This is a genomic window from Nesterenkonia populi (assembly GCF_007994735.1).
In the GTDB taxonomy this organism is placed as follows: domain Bacteria; phylum Actinomycetota; class Actinomycetes; order Actinomycetales; family Micrococcaceae; genus Nesterenkonia; species Nesterenkonia populi.
The window spans coordinates 2,022,934-2,038,814 of record NZ_VOIL01000001.1; the positions used below are offsets into that span (position 1 = coordinate 2,022,934).

The 15,881-nt window shown below is 67.4% G+C and carries 13 protein-coding genes; 2 read left to right on the forward strand and 11 right to left on the reverse strand.

Features of this window, described 5'->3' with window-relative positions; all coding sequences use genetic code 11:
- Nucleotides 1–72: 72 nt before the first annotated feature.
- Both zwf and pgl read left to right on the forward strand, forming a co-directional pair.
- A complete protein-coding gene (gene zwf / locus FWJ47_RS09390) occupies nt 73–1,539 on the forward strand; it encodes a glucose-6-phosphate dehydrogenase (protein WP_246126337.1) in 1,467 nt (488 codons plus the stop codon).
- Nucleotides 1,540–1,639: 100 nt separating this feature from the next.
- Nucleotides 1,640–2,449, forward strand: coding sequence for a 6-phosphogluconolactonase (pgl, locus tag FWJ47_RS09395; protein WP_147107323.1), 810 nt, complete (start codon nt 1,640–1,642; stop codon nt 2,447–2,449).
- 78 nt (nt 2,450–2,527) lie between these two features.
- Here the strand turns inward: pgl and secG are convergent, their stop codons facing one another.
- The 11 genes from secG to uvrA all read right to left on the reverse strand — a co-directional run bounded on the left by secG (nt 2,528) and on the right by uvrA (nt 15,746).
- Nucleotides 2,528–2,779 (reverse strand): preprotein translocase subunit SecG, encoded by a 252-nt coding sequence (secG, locus tag FWJ47_RS09400; RefSeq protein ID WP_147107326.1) that lies wholly within the window; start codon nt 2,777–2,779, stop codon nt 2,528–2,530.
- Between the two features lie 62 nt (nt 2,780–2,841).
- A complete protein-coding gene (tpiA, locus tag FWJ47_RS09405) occupies nt 2,842–3,654 on the reverse strand; it encodes a triose-phosphate isomerase (protein WP_147107329.1) in 813 nt (270 codons plus the stop codon).
- Between the two features lie 31 nt (nt 3,655–3,685).
- A complete protein-coding gene (locus tag FWJ47_RS09410) occupies nt 3,686–4,912 on the reverse strand; it encodes a phosphoglycerate kinase (RefSeq protein WP_147107332.1) in 1,227 nt (408 codons plus the stop codon).
- A 137-nt stretch (nt 4,913–5,049) separates the two neighbouring features.
- On the reverse strand, nt 5,050–6,057 hold the full coding sequence (gap, locus tag FWJ47_RS09415) for a type I glyceraldehyde-3-phosphate dehydrogenase (protein ID WP_147107336.1): 1,008 nt from the start codon (nt 6,055–6,057) through the stop codon (nt 5,050–5,052).
- A gap of 216 nt (nt 6,058–6,273) precedes the next feature.
- Nucleotides 6,274–6,897 carry a superoxide dismutase gene (locus tag FWJ47_RS09420; RefSeq protein WP_147107339.1) on the reverse strand — a complete coding sequence of 208 codons (624 nt, stop codon included), beginning with the start codon at nt 6,895–6,897 and terminating at the stop codon, nt 6,274–6,276.
- A 159-nt stretch (nt 6,898–7,056) separates the two neighbouring features.
- Entirely contained in the window at nt 7,057–8,034 is a 978-nt protein-coding gene (whiA, locus tag FWJ47_RS09425) for a DNA-binding protein WhiA (protein WP_147107342.1), read from the reverse strand.
- Nucleotides 8,035–8,150: 116 nt separating this feature from the next.
- Nucleotides 8,151–9,200, reverse strand: a complete 1,050-nt coding sequence (locus FWJ47_RS09430) for a gluconeogenesis factor YvcK family protein (protein WP_147107344.1) — start codon at nt 9,198–9,200, stop codon at nt 8,151–8,153.
- Between the two features lie 10 nt (nt 9,201–9,210).
- The gene (gene rapZ / locus FWJ47_RS09435; protein WP_147107347.1) at nt 9,211–10,104 is read right to left on the reverse strand and encodes an RNase adapter RapZ; all 894 of its coding nucleotides are present in this window, start codon (nt 10,102–10,104) and stop codon (nt 9,211–9,213) included.
- 56 nt (nt 10,105–10,160) lie between these two features.
- Nucleotides 10,161–12,110, reverse strand: a complete 1,950-nt coding sequence (gene uvrC, locus FWJ47_RS09440; protein WP_147107350.1) for an excinuclease ABC subunit UvrC — start codon at nt 12,108–12,110, stop codon at nt 10,161–10,163.
- Nucleotide 12,111: 1 nt separating this feature from the next.
- Nucleotides 12,112–12,858, reverse strand: coding sequence for a lysophospholipid acyltransferase family protein (locus tag FWJ47_RS09445; protein ID WP_147107353.1), 747 nt, complete (start codon nt 12,856–12,858; stop codon nt 12,112–12,114).
- A complete protein-coding gene (gene uvrA / locus FWJ47_RS09450) occupies nt 12,855–15,746 on the reverse strand; it encodes an excinuclease ABC subunit UvrA (protein WP_246126339.1) in 2,892 nt (963 codons plus the stop codon). The genes FWJ47_RS09445 and uvrA overlap by 4 nt, the downstream gene beginning before the upstream one ends.
- Nucleotides 15,747–15,881 lie beyond the last annotated feature (135 nt).

A 15,881-nucleotide genomic window follows, 5' to 3' on the forward strand; every position in this document is an offset into this window, starting at 1 on the left:
AGCGCAGCCGCTGAAGCGCTCACCAGCGGAAACGGTCGCACCAGCAAGCCCGCGGGGCCCTGTGCCGTCGTCATGTTCGGCGTCACCGGTGACCTGGCACGCAAGAAGCTGCTCCCGGCCGTCTACGACCTCGCCAACCGGGGCCTGCTGCCCAAGGGATTCTCCCTGGTCGGCTACGGCCGGCGGAACTGGACCCACCAGCAGTTCGCCGAAGAGGTCGAGGCCCACGTCCGTGCAGGCACTCGCACCGGCTTCGACGAGGACACCTGGAGCAAGCTCCGCAGAGGGCTGCGGTTCGTCTCGGCGGACGGATTCGACGACGATGCCGCCTTCCAGCGCCTCGGCGAGACCCTTGATGAGCTGAAGGAGCAGCGGGGCACCGAAGGCAACCACGCCTTCTACCTCTCCATCCCGCCGAAATCCTTCGAGAGCGTCTGCGAGAAGCTCTCCAGCCACGGCTTGGCCCGGAAGACCCGGGATCCCCAAGACCCATGGTCCCGGGTGATCATCGAGAAGCCCTTCGGGCACGACGAGGAGTCCGCCCACGAGCTGAACCTTGCCGTGGAGAAGGTCTTCCACTCCGACTGCGTGTTCCGGATCGACCACTACCTGGGCAAGGAGACCGTCCAGAACCTGCTGGCGCTGCGCTTCGCCAACCGGATGTTCGAACCGCTGTGGAACAACCAGCATGTCGACCACGTGCAGATCACCATGGCTGAGAATTTCGGAATCGGCGGGCGCGCCAGCTACTACGACGGCGTCGGCGCCACCCGGGACGTGATCCAGAATCACCTGCTGCAGCTGCTGGCGCTCACCGCCATGGAGGAGCCCATCAGCTTCGACGCCGACCACCTGCGGCGTGAGAAGGAGAAGGCGCTCGAAGCCGTCAAAGTGCCCGAGGACCTCAGCGCTGCCAGCGCCCGGGGCCAGTACACCTCCGGCGAGGTCCACGGCCAGCAGATCACCGGATTCCTGGAGGAGGAGGGATTCGACCCCAACTCCACCACAGAGACGTTCGCCGCGCTGAAGCTCAACGTGCACACCCGCCGCTGGGCCGGAGTCCCGTTCTACCTCCGCAGCGGCAAGTGCCTGGGCCGGCGGGTCACCGAGATCGCGGTGACGTTCAAGCGTGCGCCCAACCTGCTCTTCACCGAGACCGACGAGACGGAGTTCGGGCGCAACGCACTGATCATCCGCATCCAGCCGAACGAAGGGGCCACCCTTCGGCTGACCTCCAAAGTGCCCGGCACCACGATGGAGGTCCGCGACGTGGACATGGACTTCAGCTACGGCCGCTCCTTCACCGAGCAGTCCCCCGAGGCCTACGAACGGCTGATCCTGGACGTCCTGCGCGGCGAGCCCCCGCTGTTCCCCCGCCACCGCGAGGTGGAGCTGTCATGGCAGATCGTGGACCCCTTCATCAAACAGTGGGAGACCATGAGCGAACAGCCTGAGCCGTATGAGCCCGGCACATGGGGGCCCGACTCTGCCCACGCCCTGATCGGCCGTGACGGCCGCGACTGGCGGGTCCCCGAGTAGACCGCCGTCCCGACGAGACATCCACCCTGCATTGAGCTTGGCCCCCTAACGTAGAGCAAGCTGGCCAAAAGTCGTACACACGGACAGAGAGGTTCTTCACATGGTCGAGGTCAATCAGAGCACCGCGGCACCTGTCACTGAGGTCTACCCGGACCTTCCCACCCTCACCAAAGCAGTGGCGGACAAGCTGCTGAGCACCCTGAAGCGCACCGTCGAGGAGGACGGCGAGGCACACGTTGCTCTGACCGGGGGCGGGCCCGGCATCGGCGTGCTGAAGGCCGCCGCCGAGCTCGTCACCTCCGGGGAGGCCTCCGGGTTCGAACCCGCTTGGGCGAATGTCCACATATGGTGGGGCGACGAGCGGCTCCTTCCAGAAGACGACGCGGACCGCAACGACAAGCAGGCCCACGATGCGCTGCTGAACCTACTGGTGGCCGACTACGGGCTTCCGGAGGAGAACATCCACCCCATGCCGACCTCCGAGGACGCAGCCACGCCTGAGGCCGGCGCAGAGATGTACGCCGAGGAGCTCAAAGCCCACGGCCCCGCCGGCGGCGGCGACGGGCTCAGCCTCCCCCAGCTGACCGTGCACCTGTTGGGCGTGGGCCCTGACGGCCACATCAACAGCCTCTTCCCCGGCAAGCAGGCGCTGCAGGTCTCCGGCCAGCCGGTGACCAGTGAGAACAGCGCACCCGCGGAGCTGGGACCCCCCATGCGTGTATCCCTGACCTTCGACGCTGTGCACGCTGCACGCCGCGTATGGCTCATCACCGCCGGAGAGTCCAAGGCGGAGGCCGTCTCCAAGGCATTCGCCGAGGAGACCCCCGTTGAGGAGATCCCCTCCAAGAACGCCCGCGGCGCGGCGGAGACCATCTGGCATATCGACCAGGCAGCTGCCGCTCAGCTCTGAACCGCTGGCAGCAATGTGTGAGGGCCCGGGCCGATTCGATCGGCCCGGGCCCTCACACATTGCGCGGTGAAGAACCTGTCAGACGTCCATTCCGCCAGTCATGATCAGACCCAGCGCCACGATGATGATCCCCCACACCACGCCGAGGGTGATGGTCAGGCGGTTCAGATTCCGCTCAGCGACGCCGGAGGCGCCCAGGGAGCTCGTCACACCGCCGCCGAACATGTCGCTCATGCCGCCGCCGCGTCCCTTGTGCAGCAGGATCAGCAGGATGAGGAGCAGGCTGACGAGAGCCAGCAGAACCTGCAGGGTGATGGTGACGAAGTCCACTCAAGACCTTTCGACGGGGAGAACAGCACAGACCAGCATAACGCCTCACGGGCGCCTTGGCCCTATGCCGTCACGTGCTTCTCGAACTGAGCAATCTTCGCGAACTCCTCGGCATCCAGGGAGGCGCCGCCGACCAGCGCACCGTCGACGTCAGCTCCGGCGAGGATCTGCGCCACGTTCCCGGACTTCGCCGAGCCGCCGTAGAGCAGCCGGATGCTGTCGGCGAACTCCTGGGAGTACAGCTCGGCGAGCTTGCCGCGGACGGCCTCTGCCATCTCCTGGGCGTCCTCGGGGCCTGCCACCTTGCCTGTGCCGATGGCCCATACGGGCTCGTAGGCGATGACCAGTTCGGAAAGCTCCTCAGCGGAGAGACCCTTCAGGGCGGCCTCCACCTGCTCGAGGGTGTGGGCCACGTGGTCTCCTGCCTCGCGGACCTCCAGCCCCTCTCCCACACAGAGCATAGGTGCCAGCTCGTGGCGCAGGGCTGCCTGGATCTTCTCGTGGAGCAGCTCATCGGTCTCACGGTGGATCTCACGCCGCTCGGAGTGTCCCACCAGCACGAAGGTGCAGCCGAGCTTGGCGAGGAACCCTCCGGGAATGTCACCGGTGTACGCGCCGGAGTCTTTCGGGGAGAGGTCCTGGGCGCCGTAGTCGAGACGGAGCTTGTCCCCGGCCACGAGCGTCTGGACGCCCCGCAGGTCGGTGAACGGCGGGAAGACAGCCACCTGGACACGCTCATAGTCGTGCTTGGCGTCATCGAGGGTCCATGCCAGCTTCTGGACCAGAGCGATCGCCTGCATGTGGTCCATGTTCATTTTCCAGTTGCCCGCGATGAGAGGCTTGCGGACGAACTGTCCGTCCTTCTGCAGAGTCATATCAGTCCTTCGTCGAGATCGTTGCGGGCTCTCAGGCGCCCAGGGCCTGGATGCCGGGGAGGGTCTTGCCTTCAAGATATTCGAGGCTGGCGCCTCCGCCGGTGGAGATGTGGCCGAAGCCGGACTCATCGAAGCCGAGAGCGCGCACCGCGGCCGCGGAGTCTCCTCCCCCGACCACGGTGAACGCCTCGGACTGCGTGAGCGCCTCGGCCAGCGCGGCGGTCCCCTTGGAGAAGGCCTCCATCTCGAAGACTCCCATCGGGCCGTTCCAGAACACGGTCCTGGAGGCGGCGACCTCCGCGGCGAACGCCTCAGCGGAGGCGGGTCCGATGTCCAGGCCGAGGGCATCGGCACCGTGGGCCCCCGTCTCGAGTGAGTCCACCGGGAGAATCTCGTGCTCGGCATTCGCGGCGAAGCTTGCTGCCATGACGATGTCGGTGGGGAGCACGATCCGGCAGTCCTTCTGCTGCGCCTGCTCCAGAAAGCCCTTCACGGTCTCGAGCTCATCGTTCTCCACCAGGGAGCCGCCGATGCCGTATCCCTGGGCCTTCAGGAAGGTGAAGACCATGCCGCCGCCGATCAGCAGCGCGTCCGCTTTGGGCAGGAGGTTCTCGATGACGGCGAGCTTGTCGGAGACCTTGGAGCCGCCCAGAACGACGGTGTAGGGCCGCTCGGGGCTTTCGGTGAGACGCTTGAGGACCTGCAGCTCGGAGGCCACGAGGTCCCCCTGGTAGGCGGGAAGCTGAGAGGCGATATCGGCCACGGAGGCATGGGCGCGGTGAACAGCGCCGAAGGCGTCGTTCACATAGGCGCCGCTCTGCCCTGTCAGGGCGGCGAGCTCCTGGGCGAGGGCGCCGCGCTCGGCGGCGTCCTTGGATGTCTCGCGGGGATCGAACCGTACGTTCTCCAGCAGCAGGATCTCCCCCTCGGCGAGCTCAGCGACCGCTGAGCGGGCGGACTCACCGGTCAGGTCCTCCGCCCTCTTCACAGGGGCGGAGGACAGTTCCTGCATCCGGGCCGCCACCGGGGACAGGGAGAATTCCGGAACGGGCTCGCCCTTGGGGCGGCCGAGATGGGCCGTGACCAGCACGCGGGCACCGGATCGGGCGAGCTTCTCCAGCACGGGAAGGGAGGCGCGGATGCGTCCGTCGTCGGTCACTGCGCCGTCGGCCAGGGGGACGTTGAGGTCGGAGCGGACCAGCACCGCCCGGCCCTGGACGCCTTCGCTGAGGAGGGACTCAAGAGTCTTGGCTGTCATGAGGCCAGACTACCAATCCGCCGGGCACGGCAGAGGCCCCGGTCCGCTGGTGGGACCGGGGCCTCTGCCGTGCCCAGGCTGAAGGCTGCGGCTGTGCGCTGGCTGCGGCCTTCAGCCTTCGAGCTGCGGGATGCGCCTCAGAGCTTGCCGCCCATGAACACGGCCATCTCTGCCAGCCGGGAGGAGTAGCCGTACTCATTGTCGTACCAGGAGAAGACCTTGACGGTGTTGCCGATGACCTTGGTCAGCGGCGCGTCAAAGATGCTGGCGTGGGGGTCGGCGACGATGTCCGTGGAGACCAGCGGGTCGGTGCTGTAGGCCAGGGCTCCGGCAAGCTCGCCTTCGGCGGCCTTCTTGAAGGCGGCGTTGACGTCCTCGGCGGTTACGCCGTCCTTCTGCACGGTGACGGTCAGGTCGGTCCCGGAGCCCGTCGCCACGGGCACGCGCACGGCGAAGCCGTCGAGCTTGCCGTCGACCTCGGGGATGACCAGACCGATGGCCTTGGCGGCTCCGGTGGAGGTCGGCACCATGTTCACGGCGGCGGCACGGGCACGGCGGGGGTCGCTGTGCGGGGCGTCGTGGAGACGCTGGTCGCCGGTGTATGCGTGCACGGTGGTCATCAGGCCCTCGACGATGCCGAACTCGTCGTTGAGGACCTTCACCAGGGGTGCGAGGCAGTTGGTGGTGCAGGAGGCGTTGGAGACCACGGTGTGGCTCTCTGCCTCGTAGGTGTCCTCGTTGATGCCCATCACCAGGGTGGCGTCCACGCCCTTGCCGGGTGCGGAGATGATGACCTTCTTGGCGCCGGCCTCAATGTGCTTGGAGGCGGACTCCTTGTCGGTGAAGAAGCCGGTGGACTCGATGACGATGTCCACGTTCAGCTCGCCCCAGGGGAGGTTGGCGGGGTCGCGCTCGGAGAGCAGCTTGATCTTTCGGCCGCCGACGACGAGTGCGTCGTCGTCCATGGTGACCTCGGAGGGGAAGCGGCCGAGCACGGAGTCGTACTTGGTCAGGTTGACGAGCGCCTCGGGGGCGGTGAGGTCATTGACGGCGACGACCTCAAGATCGTGGCCCTGGTCCTCGATGACGCGCAGCAGGTTGCGGCCGATGCGCCCGTAGCCGTTGATCGCGATCTTTGTTGCCATGGGGTTTCCTCCTGGACAGTTGTTTCCGTGGGCTGAAACAGCAGTTGGGGACCAGCGGCCGTGAGCGCACGGCTGCTGATCCCCAACATCGTTGTTGTTATGAAGTTAGTATCGCACGCCTCGTCAGTGGCGTGAATCACACTGAGCGAGCATTCGGTGCCGTGCACGCATGCAGCCGCCCGAGGGACGCGCGAAGGATCCTCGCGCTTCCGGGACTTACGGGGTCACCAGCTTGGAGGCGCCGGCGCGGGCCGCCGCCAGGCGCTCGGCCACATCGTCCCAGTTCACGATGTTCCAGAACGCCTTGACGTAGTCAGGCTTCACGTTCTGGTAGTCGAGGTAGAAGGCGTGCTCCCACATGTCCAGCATGAGCAGCGGGGTGGTGGCCACCGGCACGCCGTTCTGCTGGTCGTAGAACTGCTCGATGACCAGGTTGCCGCCGATGGGCTCGTAGGCAAGGATCGCCCAGCCGGAGCCTTGGATGGTCAGGGCGGCCTGGGTGAACTGGTTCTGGAAGGCCTCGAAGGAGCCGAAGTACTCGTCGATGGCTGCCGCCAGCTCTCCCTCGGGACGCTCCTGGCCGTTGGGGGTCAGGTTCTTCCAGAAGATGGAGTGGTTGATGTGGCCGCCGAGGTTGAACTGCAGGTTCTTCAGCAGCAGCGGGGTGGTGGCATAGTCGCCCTTCTCGCGGGCCTCGGCCAGCTTCTCCAGCGCAGTGTTCGCGCCGCCCACATAGGTGTTGTGGTGCTTGGAGTGGTGCAGCTCCATGATGCGGCCGGAGATGTGCGGCTCCAGCGCTCCGTAGTCGTAGTCCAGCTCAGGAAGCGTGTACTCAGCCATGGGTCTTCCTCCTTGGTTGCGGAATCCGTCGAGGTCAGTGCCTCGCTCCGTCCCTCATCCTATGCATCCGGAGGGGCTGGGTTAAGGCCTTGACGCGATATGACATGGGGTGTTCACCCACGGATGAAAACTCAGAAAAGAACCAGTTTTTAGGTGCAGCTAATCAAGCATATCCTCGGACACGTTGGCATTCGTGTCAGGGATGCCGAGCTCCTCGGCACGCTTGTCAGCCATGGCCAGCAGACGTCGGATGCGCCCCGCAACGGCGTCCTTGGTCATCGGCGGGTCAGCCAGCCGGCCCAGCTCGTCCAGAGAGGCCTGCTTGTGGCCGAGCCGGAGCTTTCCGGCGTACTCGAGGTGCTCCGGGATCTCTTCGCCGAGGATGTCCAGTGCACGCTCCACCCTGGCACCGGCGGCGACGGCGGCCTGCGCGGAGCGGCGGAGGTTGGCGTCGTCGAAGTTCGCGAGACGATTGGCTGAGGCGCGCACCTCTTTGCGCATCCGCTTCTCCTCCCAGACCAGCAGCGTCTGGTGAGCTCCCATGCGGGTCAGCAGCTGGGCGATGGAGTCAGCATCGCGGATGACCACACGGTCGGTGCTGCGAACCTCGCGGGCCTTCGCGGTCAGGCCGAGCCTTCGAGCCGCACCGACCAGGGCGAGGGCGGCCTCCGGGCCGGGGCAGGTGACCTCCAGGGAGCAGGAGCGGCCCGGCTCCGTCAGGGAGCCGTGGGCGAGGAACGCCCCTCTCCAGGCGGCCACGGCATCGGCCACGGAGCCGTTGACGACCACGGCGGGAAGTCCCCGGACTGGACGGCCGCGGCCGTCCAGCAGCCCAGTCTGACGGGCCAGGGCGTCACCTTCCCGCACCACCCGGACCACGTAGCGGGAGCCCTTCTTCAAGCCGTTCCCGGAGACGACGATGACTTCGCAGGCGTGCCCGTAGACTTCCTGCAGAGCGGCCCTGAGCCGGCGCGCAGTGGCGGCGTGGTCGAGCTCGGCTTCGATGACGATGCGCTGGGAGATCACATGCAGACCGCCGGAGAACCGCAGCATGGCGGACACCTCCGCCTTGCGCTCTGATGTGGTGGAGACCTCCGTGCGGGAGAGTTCGTCCTTGACCGACTCGGTCAGCGCCATAGTCTTCGAACAGTCCTTAGAGGTCGTGGGCGGATGGGTGTGCGGCCCGGTCATCGTACTGGAAGAGGGTATCCCCCATATGAACCGGCGGCCAGAGCGGACGGTCCTGCCGCGGCTCAGTCCTGGGCGTCCTGGAAGACCTCGTTGAGCGCGATCGCCAGGCGCAGGGTGTCATGGACGCCGGGCTGCTCGCTGCGCCGGACCTTCGCGTAGGTGATCCGTGCGCCCAGCCGGGCGGCGGCCTCCTCGAAGTCGGGCTGCTCAGCCTCGCTGACGCAGCGGGGGTCTGCCACGACCGCGTCGATGTGCATGCCGGGGGCGTAGTGGGCGAGTACGTCGAGGTGATCGGCCGGGCTCATGCCGAAGGTCTCGTCGGTGTCTGCGGTGAGGTTCATGACGACGCAGCGCCGGGCCTCGGTCTCAGTCAGGGCGGTGCGCAGCTCGGGGAGCATGAAGTGAGGCAGCACGGAGGTGTACCAGGAGCCGGGGCCGAAGACGACCCAGTCGGAGAGCTCGATCGCAGTGACGGCCTCTTTGCAGGGCTCAGCATCCTCCGGGTGCAGGCGAACCTCGGTGAGCCTGCCCAGCTTGCCCGCTTTGGCGAGCTCGGCCTGTGAGCCGATCCTCACCAGCTCATCGGTGTCGGCCTGATCGGTGCGGACCAGACCGGACATCGTCAGCGGCGTGCGGGACATCGGCAGCACCTGGCCGCGGGCGCCCAGCAGGGCTCCGGCCCAGCGCAGCCCGTCAACGGGGTCTCCGAGGAGCTCCCAGAGCGCGACGATCAGAAGGTTGCCCACAGCGTGGTCGTCGAGATCGCCGACGCCGTCCTTGGACTTCAGCCGGTGCTGCATGACGGAGGCCCAGGTCCGCCCCCAGTCGTTGTCGTCGCACAGGGCCGTGAGCGCCATCCGCAGGTCCCCCGGCGGCAGCACGTCCATGTCCTGGCGCAGCCGGCCGGAGGAGCCGCCGTCGTCGGCCACGGTGCAGACGGCGGTGAGGTGCTCGGCGGCGATGACCCGCAGGGCCCGCAGGGTCGCTTTGAGTCCGTGGCCGCCGCCCAGGGCGGTGACCCGGAAGCTGGAGTGAGACGGCGTGCGCGCGGCCTCCGCGAAGGTGCTGATGCTCGGCAGGGGCCCGGTGACCCCGATCGGTCCGGTGGACATGCGGCCGTCACTACTCCCGGCCGAGGTCGCGGTGGACCACGTTCACGGTGACTGAGGGAATCTGGTCCAAGCGGCGGGCCAGCTCCTCGCTGATCGCTACGGAGCGGTGCTTGCCGCCGGTGCAGCCGACGGCCAGGGTCGCGTAGTGCTTGTTCTCCCGGCGGTAGCCCTCCAGAACCGGCTGCAGCGCCTGCACGTAGCGGTCCACGAAATCGCCGGCTCCCTCATTGGTCAGGACGAAGTCACGGACGTTCTCGTCCTGCCCCGTGTAGGGGCGCAGCTCGGGGACCCAGTGCGGGTTGGGGATGAAGCGGACGTCGGCGAGGAAGTTCGCATCGGCAGGAACCCCGTATTTGAACCCGAAGCTCATCACGTTCAGCCGCAGGGTGACCGGGCCGTTGTCGTTGAAGAGCTCGTTGACCGCGTTGGCGAGGCCGTGGACGTTGAGGTCTGTGGTGTCGAGGACCAGCTGGGCGGCGTCCTTGACCTCCTTGAGCACCTCCCGCTCGGCGCGGATGCCGTCGACGATGCGCCCTTCCCCCTGCAGGGGATGGGGTCGGCGGCCCTGCTCGAACCGGCGGACCAGCAGGTCCTCAGAGGCGTCGAGGAACAGCAGCCGGTAGCTGATCCCGGCGGCGGTCACCTGGGCCAGGGACTCGCGCATATTCGAGTAGAGCCGGCGGGAGCGGACATCGAGGACGACGGCGAGCTTCTCCACCGAGCCCGGGTTGCGGGCAATCAGGTCCATCATCGTGGTGATCAGCTCCGGCGGCAGCCCCTCCACCACGTACCAGCCCATGTCCTCCAAGGCGTGGGCTGCGGTGGTGCGGCCGGCCCCGGACATGCCGGTGACGATCAGCAGCTCGTTCTCCGGCGGCTTCACGGGGGCCAGGTCATTGCTCACGCCCCTGAGCCTACCTGCCCCTCCCCCGGAGCGTCATCGGTGTTTCCTTCCGCGGCTCAGGCTTCTTCCCTGTGAAGGTGCGTGAGGATCTTCTCGGCGCTGGCGAGGCCGATGCCAGGCACCTCGGCAACCTGCTCCGGGGTGGCTCGAGTGAGGTGGGCGACTGATCCGAAGTGCTCCACCAAGGCGGCCCGCTTCTTGGGTCCCAGGCCGGGCACGTCATCGAGCGCAGAGTGGGTCATCTGCTTGGACCGCGCCGTGCGGTGGTAGGCGATCGCGAAGCGGTGGGCCTCATCGCGGATGCGCTGCAGCATGTAGAGCGCCTCGGAGGTGCGCGGCAGAACCAGCGGGAAGTCATCATCGGGCAGCCACACCTCTTCGAGGCGCTTGGCGAGCCCGGCGACGGGCATGTCGTTCAGGCCGAGCTCGTCGAGCGCGGCACGGGCGGCGCTGACCTGGGGCTTGCCGCCGTCGACGACGACCAGGCTGGGCGGGTAGGCGAACTTCGCCGCCTCACGGTCCACCGCCGTGGACTCCTTGACCGTCGGGTCGGCCTGGCTCTGCTCCTCAGGGCCGCTCTCCGGGACCGGGTTCTCGGCCTTCTCGAGATCTTTGATGTAGCGGGAGAAGCGGCGGGTGATCACATCGCGCATTGCGGAGGTGTCGTCCCGGGCGGCCGCGCCCCGGACGGAGAACCGGCGGTAGTCCTTCTTCTTGGGAAGGCCGTCCTCGAGCACCACCATGGATGCGACTACGTTGGTGCCGCCGGTGTGTGAGACGTCGAAGCACTCCACGCGCAGCAGCGGCTCGGGCAGCTCAAGGTGCTCCTGGAGCTCCCGCAGCGCGGCGGAGCGGGTGGTGAGGTCGCTGGAGCGGCGCGCCTTATGCAGCCGCAGCGCCTGCTCGGCGTTCTCGGCGACGGTCCCCAGCAGGGCTGCCTTGTCGCCGCGCTGGGGCACCCGGAGGCTGACTCTGGCCCCGCGCATCTGGGAGAGCCAGGCGGAGATCTCCTCGTGGTCCTCCGGAAGGACCGGGACCAGCACCTCTCGGGGGATGCGCTCGGCGTCGGGCATGTCCCCGTAGACCTGCAGCAGCAGCTGCTCGATGAGGCCGGCGTCGTCGATGTCCTCCACCTTCTCGGAGACCCAGCCGCGCTGGCCGCGAATGCGGCCCTGCCGGATGTGGAAGACCTGCACGGCGGCCTCCAGCTCGTCCCCGGCGACGGCGAAGATGTCTGCTTCTGTCTCCTCGGGGAGCACGACGGCGTTGCGCTCGAAGACCCGGCGGAGGGCTTCGAGGTCGTCGCGGTGGCGGGCGGCGTCCTCGTAGCGCAGCTCAGCGACGGCGTCCTTCATCTGCTGCTCGATCCGCCGGATGTGCTTCTCGGGCCGGCCGGCCATCACCTCGACGAACTCCTCGGCGAGCTTCCGGTGGTCCTCGGCGCTGATGCTCCCCACGCAGGGAGCGGCGCATTTGTCGATGTAGCCGAGCAGGCAGGGCCGCCCAGAGGCCTCGGCGCGTTTGAACACCCCGGCGGAGCAGGAGCGGACGGGGAAGACGCGCAGCATCGTGTCGACGGTTTCGCGGATGGCTTTGGCGGGGTGGAAGGGGCCGAAGTATTTGACGCCTTTGCGCTTGTCGCCTCGCATCACCTGCACCCGCGGGTACTTCTCGTTCATGGTGACGGCCAGGTACGGGTAGGACTTGTCGTCCCGGTACATGACGTTGAAGCGGGGGGTGTGCTGCTTGATCCAGGTGTATTCGAGCTGGATGGCCTCCAGCTCGGAGCCGACCACCGTCCACTCGACGCGGTCGGCTGTGTGGACCATCGCGTAGGTCTTCGGCGGCAGCTGATTCACGGAGCTGAAGTAGGAGTTCAGCCGGGAGCGGAGGCTTTTGGCCTTGCCGACGTAGACGACCCTCCCGGAGGGATCGATGAACCGGTAGACACCCGGCTGGGTGGGGATCTCCCCAGGCGTGGGCCGGTAGGAGGAGGGGTCAGCCATCTCAGCCGGCGCCGCCGCCGTCCGCTGCCTCAGCAGCTTCGGAGGCGCGGGCGTTGTAGGTGTCCACGCGCTCTTGCCCGGAGAGCTCGGCGATGGCGTCCATGATCTGGGCGGTGGCCTCACGGCGGGCCTTCAGGGGCTGCTTCTGCATCTTGTCGAACTGCAGCGGGGCCCCAGCGTGGACTTCGAAGCTGCGGACCCTGACGCGGTTGGAGTCGGGGGCCTGCAGCTGCTCGGTGCCGCGCAGGCCCAGGGGAATGACGGGGGCCCCGGTGGCCAGGGCGAGCCATCCGACGCCGTTCTTGCCCCGGTAGAGCCGGCCGTCACGGCTGCGGGTCCCTTCGGGGTAGATGCCGACCCCGGAGCCGGATCCGACGATGTCGCCGAGGCCGTAGAGAGCCTCCACCGCACCGGACTGCTTGTCCCGGTCCACAGGCACGGAGCCGAAGGACTCGAAGAACAGCTTCATGCCGCGGCCGCGCAGGCCGGGCTGGGTGAAGTACTCGGCTTTGGCGAAGAAGCTCACGGGCCGGGGGAAGATGCCTTGGATGAGCACGGAGTCCAGGAAGCTGAGGTGGTTGCTGGCCACGATGAAGCCGCCCTCCGTGGGCACGTTCTCCATCCCGGTCACGGTGGGCCGGCAGAGCATACGGATGGCCCGCCCGCCCGTCCTGCGGACTCGTTCGTGCTTGGCCCGGCGGTCGCCTCCGAAGACGGCCTGTGCGGTGTTCCCCTCTGCTGCGCTCATCGAGCCGATGGTAGCAACATCTGGGCCAGGTAGCGGCCGGTGTGGGAGCCGGTCTGCTCGTGCTGCTCAGCAACCTGCTCAGGGGTCCCTTCGGCGACGATCCTTCCGCCGCCGCTGCCGCCTTCGGGTCCCAGGTCGATGATCCAGTCGGAGGATTTGATGACGTCGAGGTTGTGCTCGATGGTCACCACAGTGTTGCCCTTCTCGACCAGGCCCTGCAGGACGGCGAGGAGCTTGCGGATGTCTTCGAAGTGCAGGCCGGTGGTGGGCTCGTCGAGCACGTAGATGGAGCGGCCGTTGGAGCGCTTCTGCAGCTCGGAGGCCAGCTTGACGCGCTGGGCCTCACCGCCGGAGAGGGTGGTGGCGGACTGGCCGAGCCGCACGTAGCCGAGCCCCACGTCGACCAGGGTGCTGAGGTGCCGGGCGATGGGTGCGAAGGCGGAGAAGAACTCGGCGGCCTCCTCGATCGGCATGTCCAGGACTTCGGCGATGTTCTTGCCCTTGTACCGAATCTCCAGGGTCTCCCGGTTGTACCGGTCGCCCTGGCAGACCTCGCAGGGGACGTAGACGTCCGGCAGGAAGTTCATCTCGATCTTCAGGGTGCCGTCGCCGGTGCAGGCCTCGCACCGGCCCCCCTTGATGTTGAAGCTGAACCGGCCGGGCTGGTAGCCGCGGGTCTTGGCTTCGTTGGTCTGGGCGAAGAGCTTCCGGATGTGGTCGAAGACCCCGGTGTAGGTGGCGGGATTGGACCGCGGGGTGCGGCCGATGGGGCTCTGGTCGATCTGGATGATCTTGTCCAGGTGCTCCTCCACGCCTTCGATCCGGCGGTGCCGGCCGGGAACCTGACGGGCGTTGTTGAGCTTGTTCGCCAGGGCTTTGGAGAGGATCTCGTTGATGAGGCTTGACTTGCCGGAGCCGGAGACTCCAGTGACAGCCAGGAAGACGCCGAGGGGGATGCCCACGTCGACGGTCTCGAGGTTGTTCTCCGTGGCTTCGACGATCTTCAGCATGCGCTCCGCGTCGATGGGCCGGCGCTGCTCGGGCACGGCGATGATGCGGCGCCGGCCGAGGTAGTCGCCGGTGATGGACGCCTCGTTGGCGCGCAGGGCCTCCACAGAGCCGGAGTGGACGATCCTGCCGCCGCGCTCCCCCGCCCCGGGGCCGATGTCCACCGTCCAGTCGGCCTCGGCAATGGTGTCCTCGTCGTGCTCGACGACGATGAGCGTGTTGCCGAGGTCCCGCAGCCGGGTGAGCGTGCCGATGAGGCGGCTGTTGTCACGCTGATGCAGGCCGATGCTGGGCTCGTCGAGCACGTAGAGCACACCGACGAGCCCGGAGCCGATCTGGGTGGCCAGGCGGATCCGCTGCGCCTCCCCTCCGGAGAGCGTGCCGGCCGCGCGTTCGAGGGTGAGGTAGCTCAGGCCCACGTCGAGAAGGAACTGCAGGCGGGCGTCGATCTCTTTGAGGACCTGTTCAGCGATCTTCCTGTCCCGCGCTGAGAGCTCCATGGCGTGGAAGAACTCTGCGCACTCGTCCAGCGGGTAGCGGGCCACCTCGGCAATGGACCTGCCTTCCACCAGGACGGAGAGCGAGCCGGGGTTCAGCCGCTGCCCTTCGCAGGCGGGGCATGGAATCTGGCGCATGTACTGCTCGTAGCGGTCGCGCGCATTGTCGGACTCCACTTCCTCGTGCTTGCGCTGGATCCAGCTGAGCACGCCTTCGAATCCTGTGGAGTATGTGCGCTCGCGGCCCCACCGGTTGCGGTACTGAACCACGATCTTGTGATTGCGCCCGTGCAGCAGCGCCTTGCGGACCTTCTTGGGCAGGTCCTTCCACGGGGTGCGCATGGAGAAGCCGAGCTCGGAGGCCAGGCCCTCGATGATCCGCGCGAAATAGTCCTTGGTGGTGGCGCCGGTGGACCACGGCGCAATGGCACCGTCCTGCAGGGAGAGGGAATCGTCGGGAATGACCAGGTCCTCATCGACTTCGAGGCGGGAGCCGATGCCGGAGCAGGCGTCGCAGGCGCCGAAGGGCGAGTTGAAGGAGAAGGAGCGGGGCTCGATCTCATCGATGGGCAGCGGATGCTCGTTGGGGCAGGCGAGGTTCTCCGAGAACTGCCGCACTCTGGGTCCGGTCAGCGCCTCGGGGACGCGGTCGTTGGCGGGCTCGCCGTTCTCGTCGAGGTCCACCAGCTCGATGCTGAGCCGGCCCTCGGCCTGCTTGAGCGCGGTCTCCACGGAATCGGTGAGGCGCTGGCGCATGCCGTCGCGGATGACCAGCCGATCGATGACGACGTCGATGGTGTGCTTGTACTGCTTCTCCAGGGTGGGCGGGTCGTTGAGCTGGATGACCTCCCCGTTGACCACCGCGCGGGAGAAGCCGGCGCCGGCGAGCTCACGGAAGAGGTCCTTGAACTCGCCCTTCCGGCCGCGGACCACGGGGGCGAGGACCTGGAAGCGGGTGCCTTCGGGGAAGGCGAGGACCTGGTCGACGATCTGCTGCGGGGTCTGCCGCTCGATGCGCTCTCCGCACTCGGGGCAGTGGGGCACGCCGATGCGCGCCCAGAGCAGGCGGAGGTAGTCGTGGATCTCGGTGACGGTGCCGACCGTGGAGCGCGGGTTCTTGGAGGTGGACTTCTGGTCGATGGAGACCGCGGGTGAGAGGCCTTCGATGAAGTCGATGTCCGGCTTGTCGACTCGGCCCAGGAACTGGCGCGCATAGGCGGACAGCGACTCCACGTAGCGGCGCTGGCCCTCGGCGAAGATCGTGTCGAAGGCCAGGGAGGACTTGCCGGACCCGGAGAGCCCCGTGAAGACGATGAACGCGTTGCGGGGCAGCTCCACGCTCACGTTCTTGAGATTGTGCTCCCGGGCCCCTTGGACCACGATGCGGTCTGCCTCGGCGCTGCCGACGACTCCGTTCTTGGCAGCACGCTCGGCGGCGCCCTCGTAGTAGTCGTCCACGGACTCGATCACGGCAGGGGCAGTCTCAGTCACCCGGCCCAGTGTATTGGCCGCCCCACC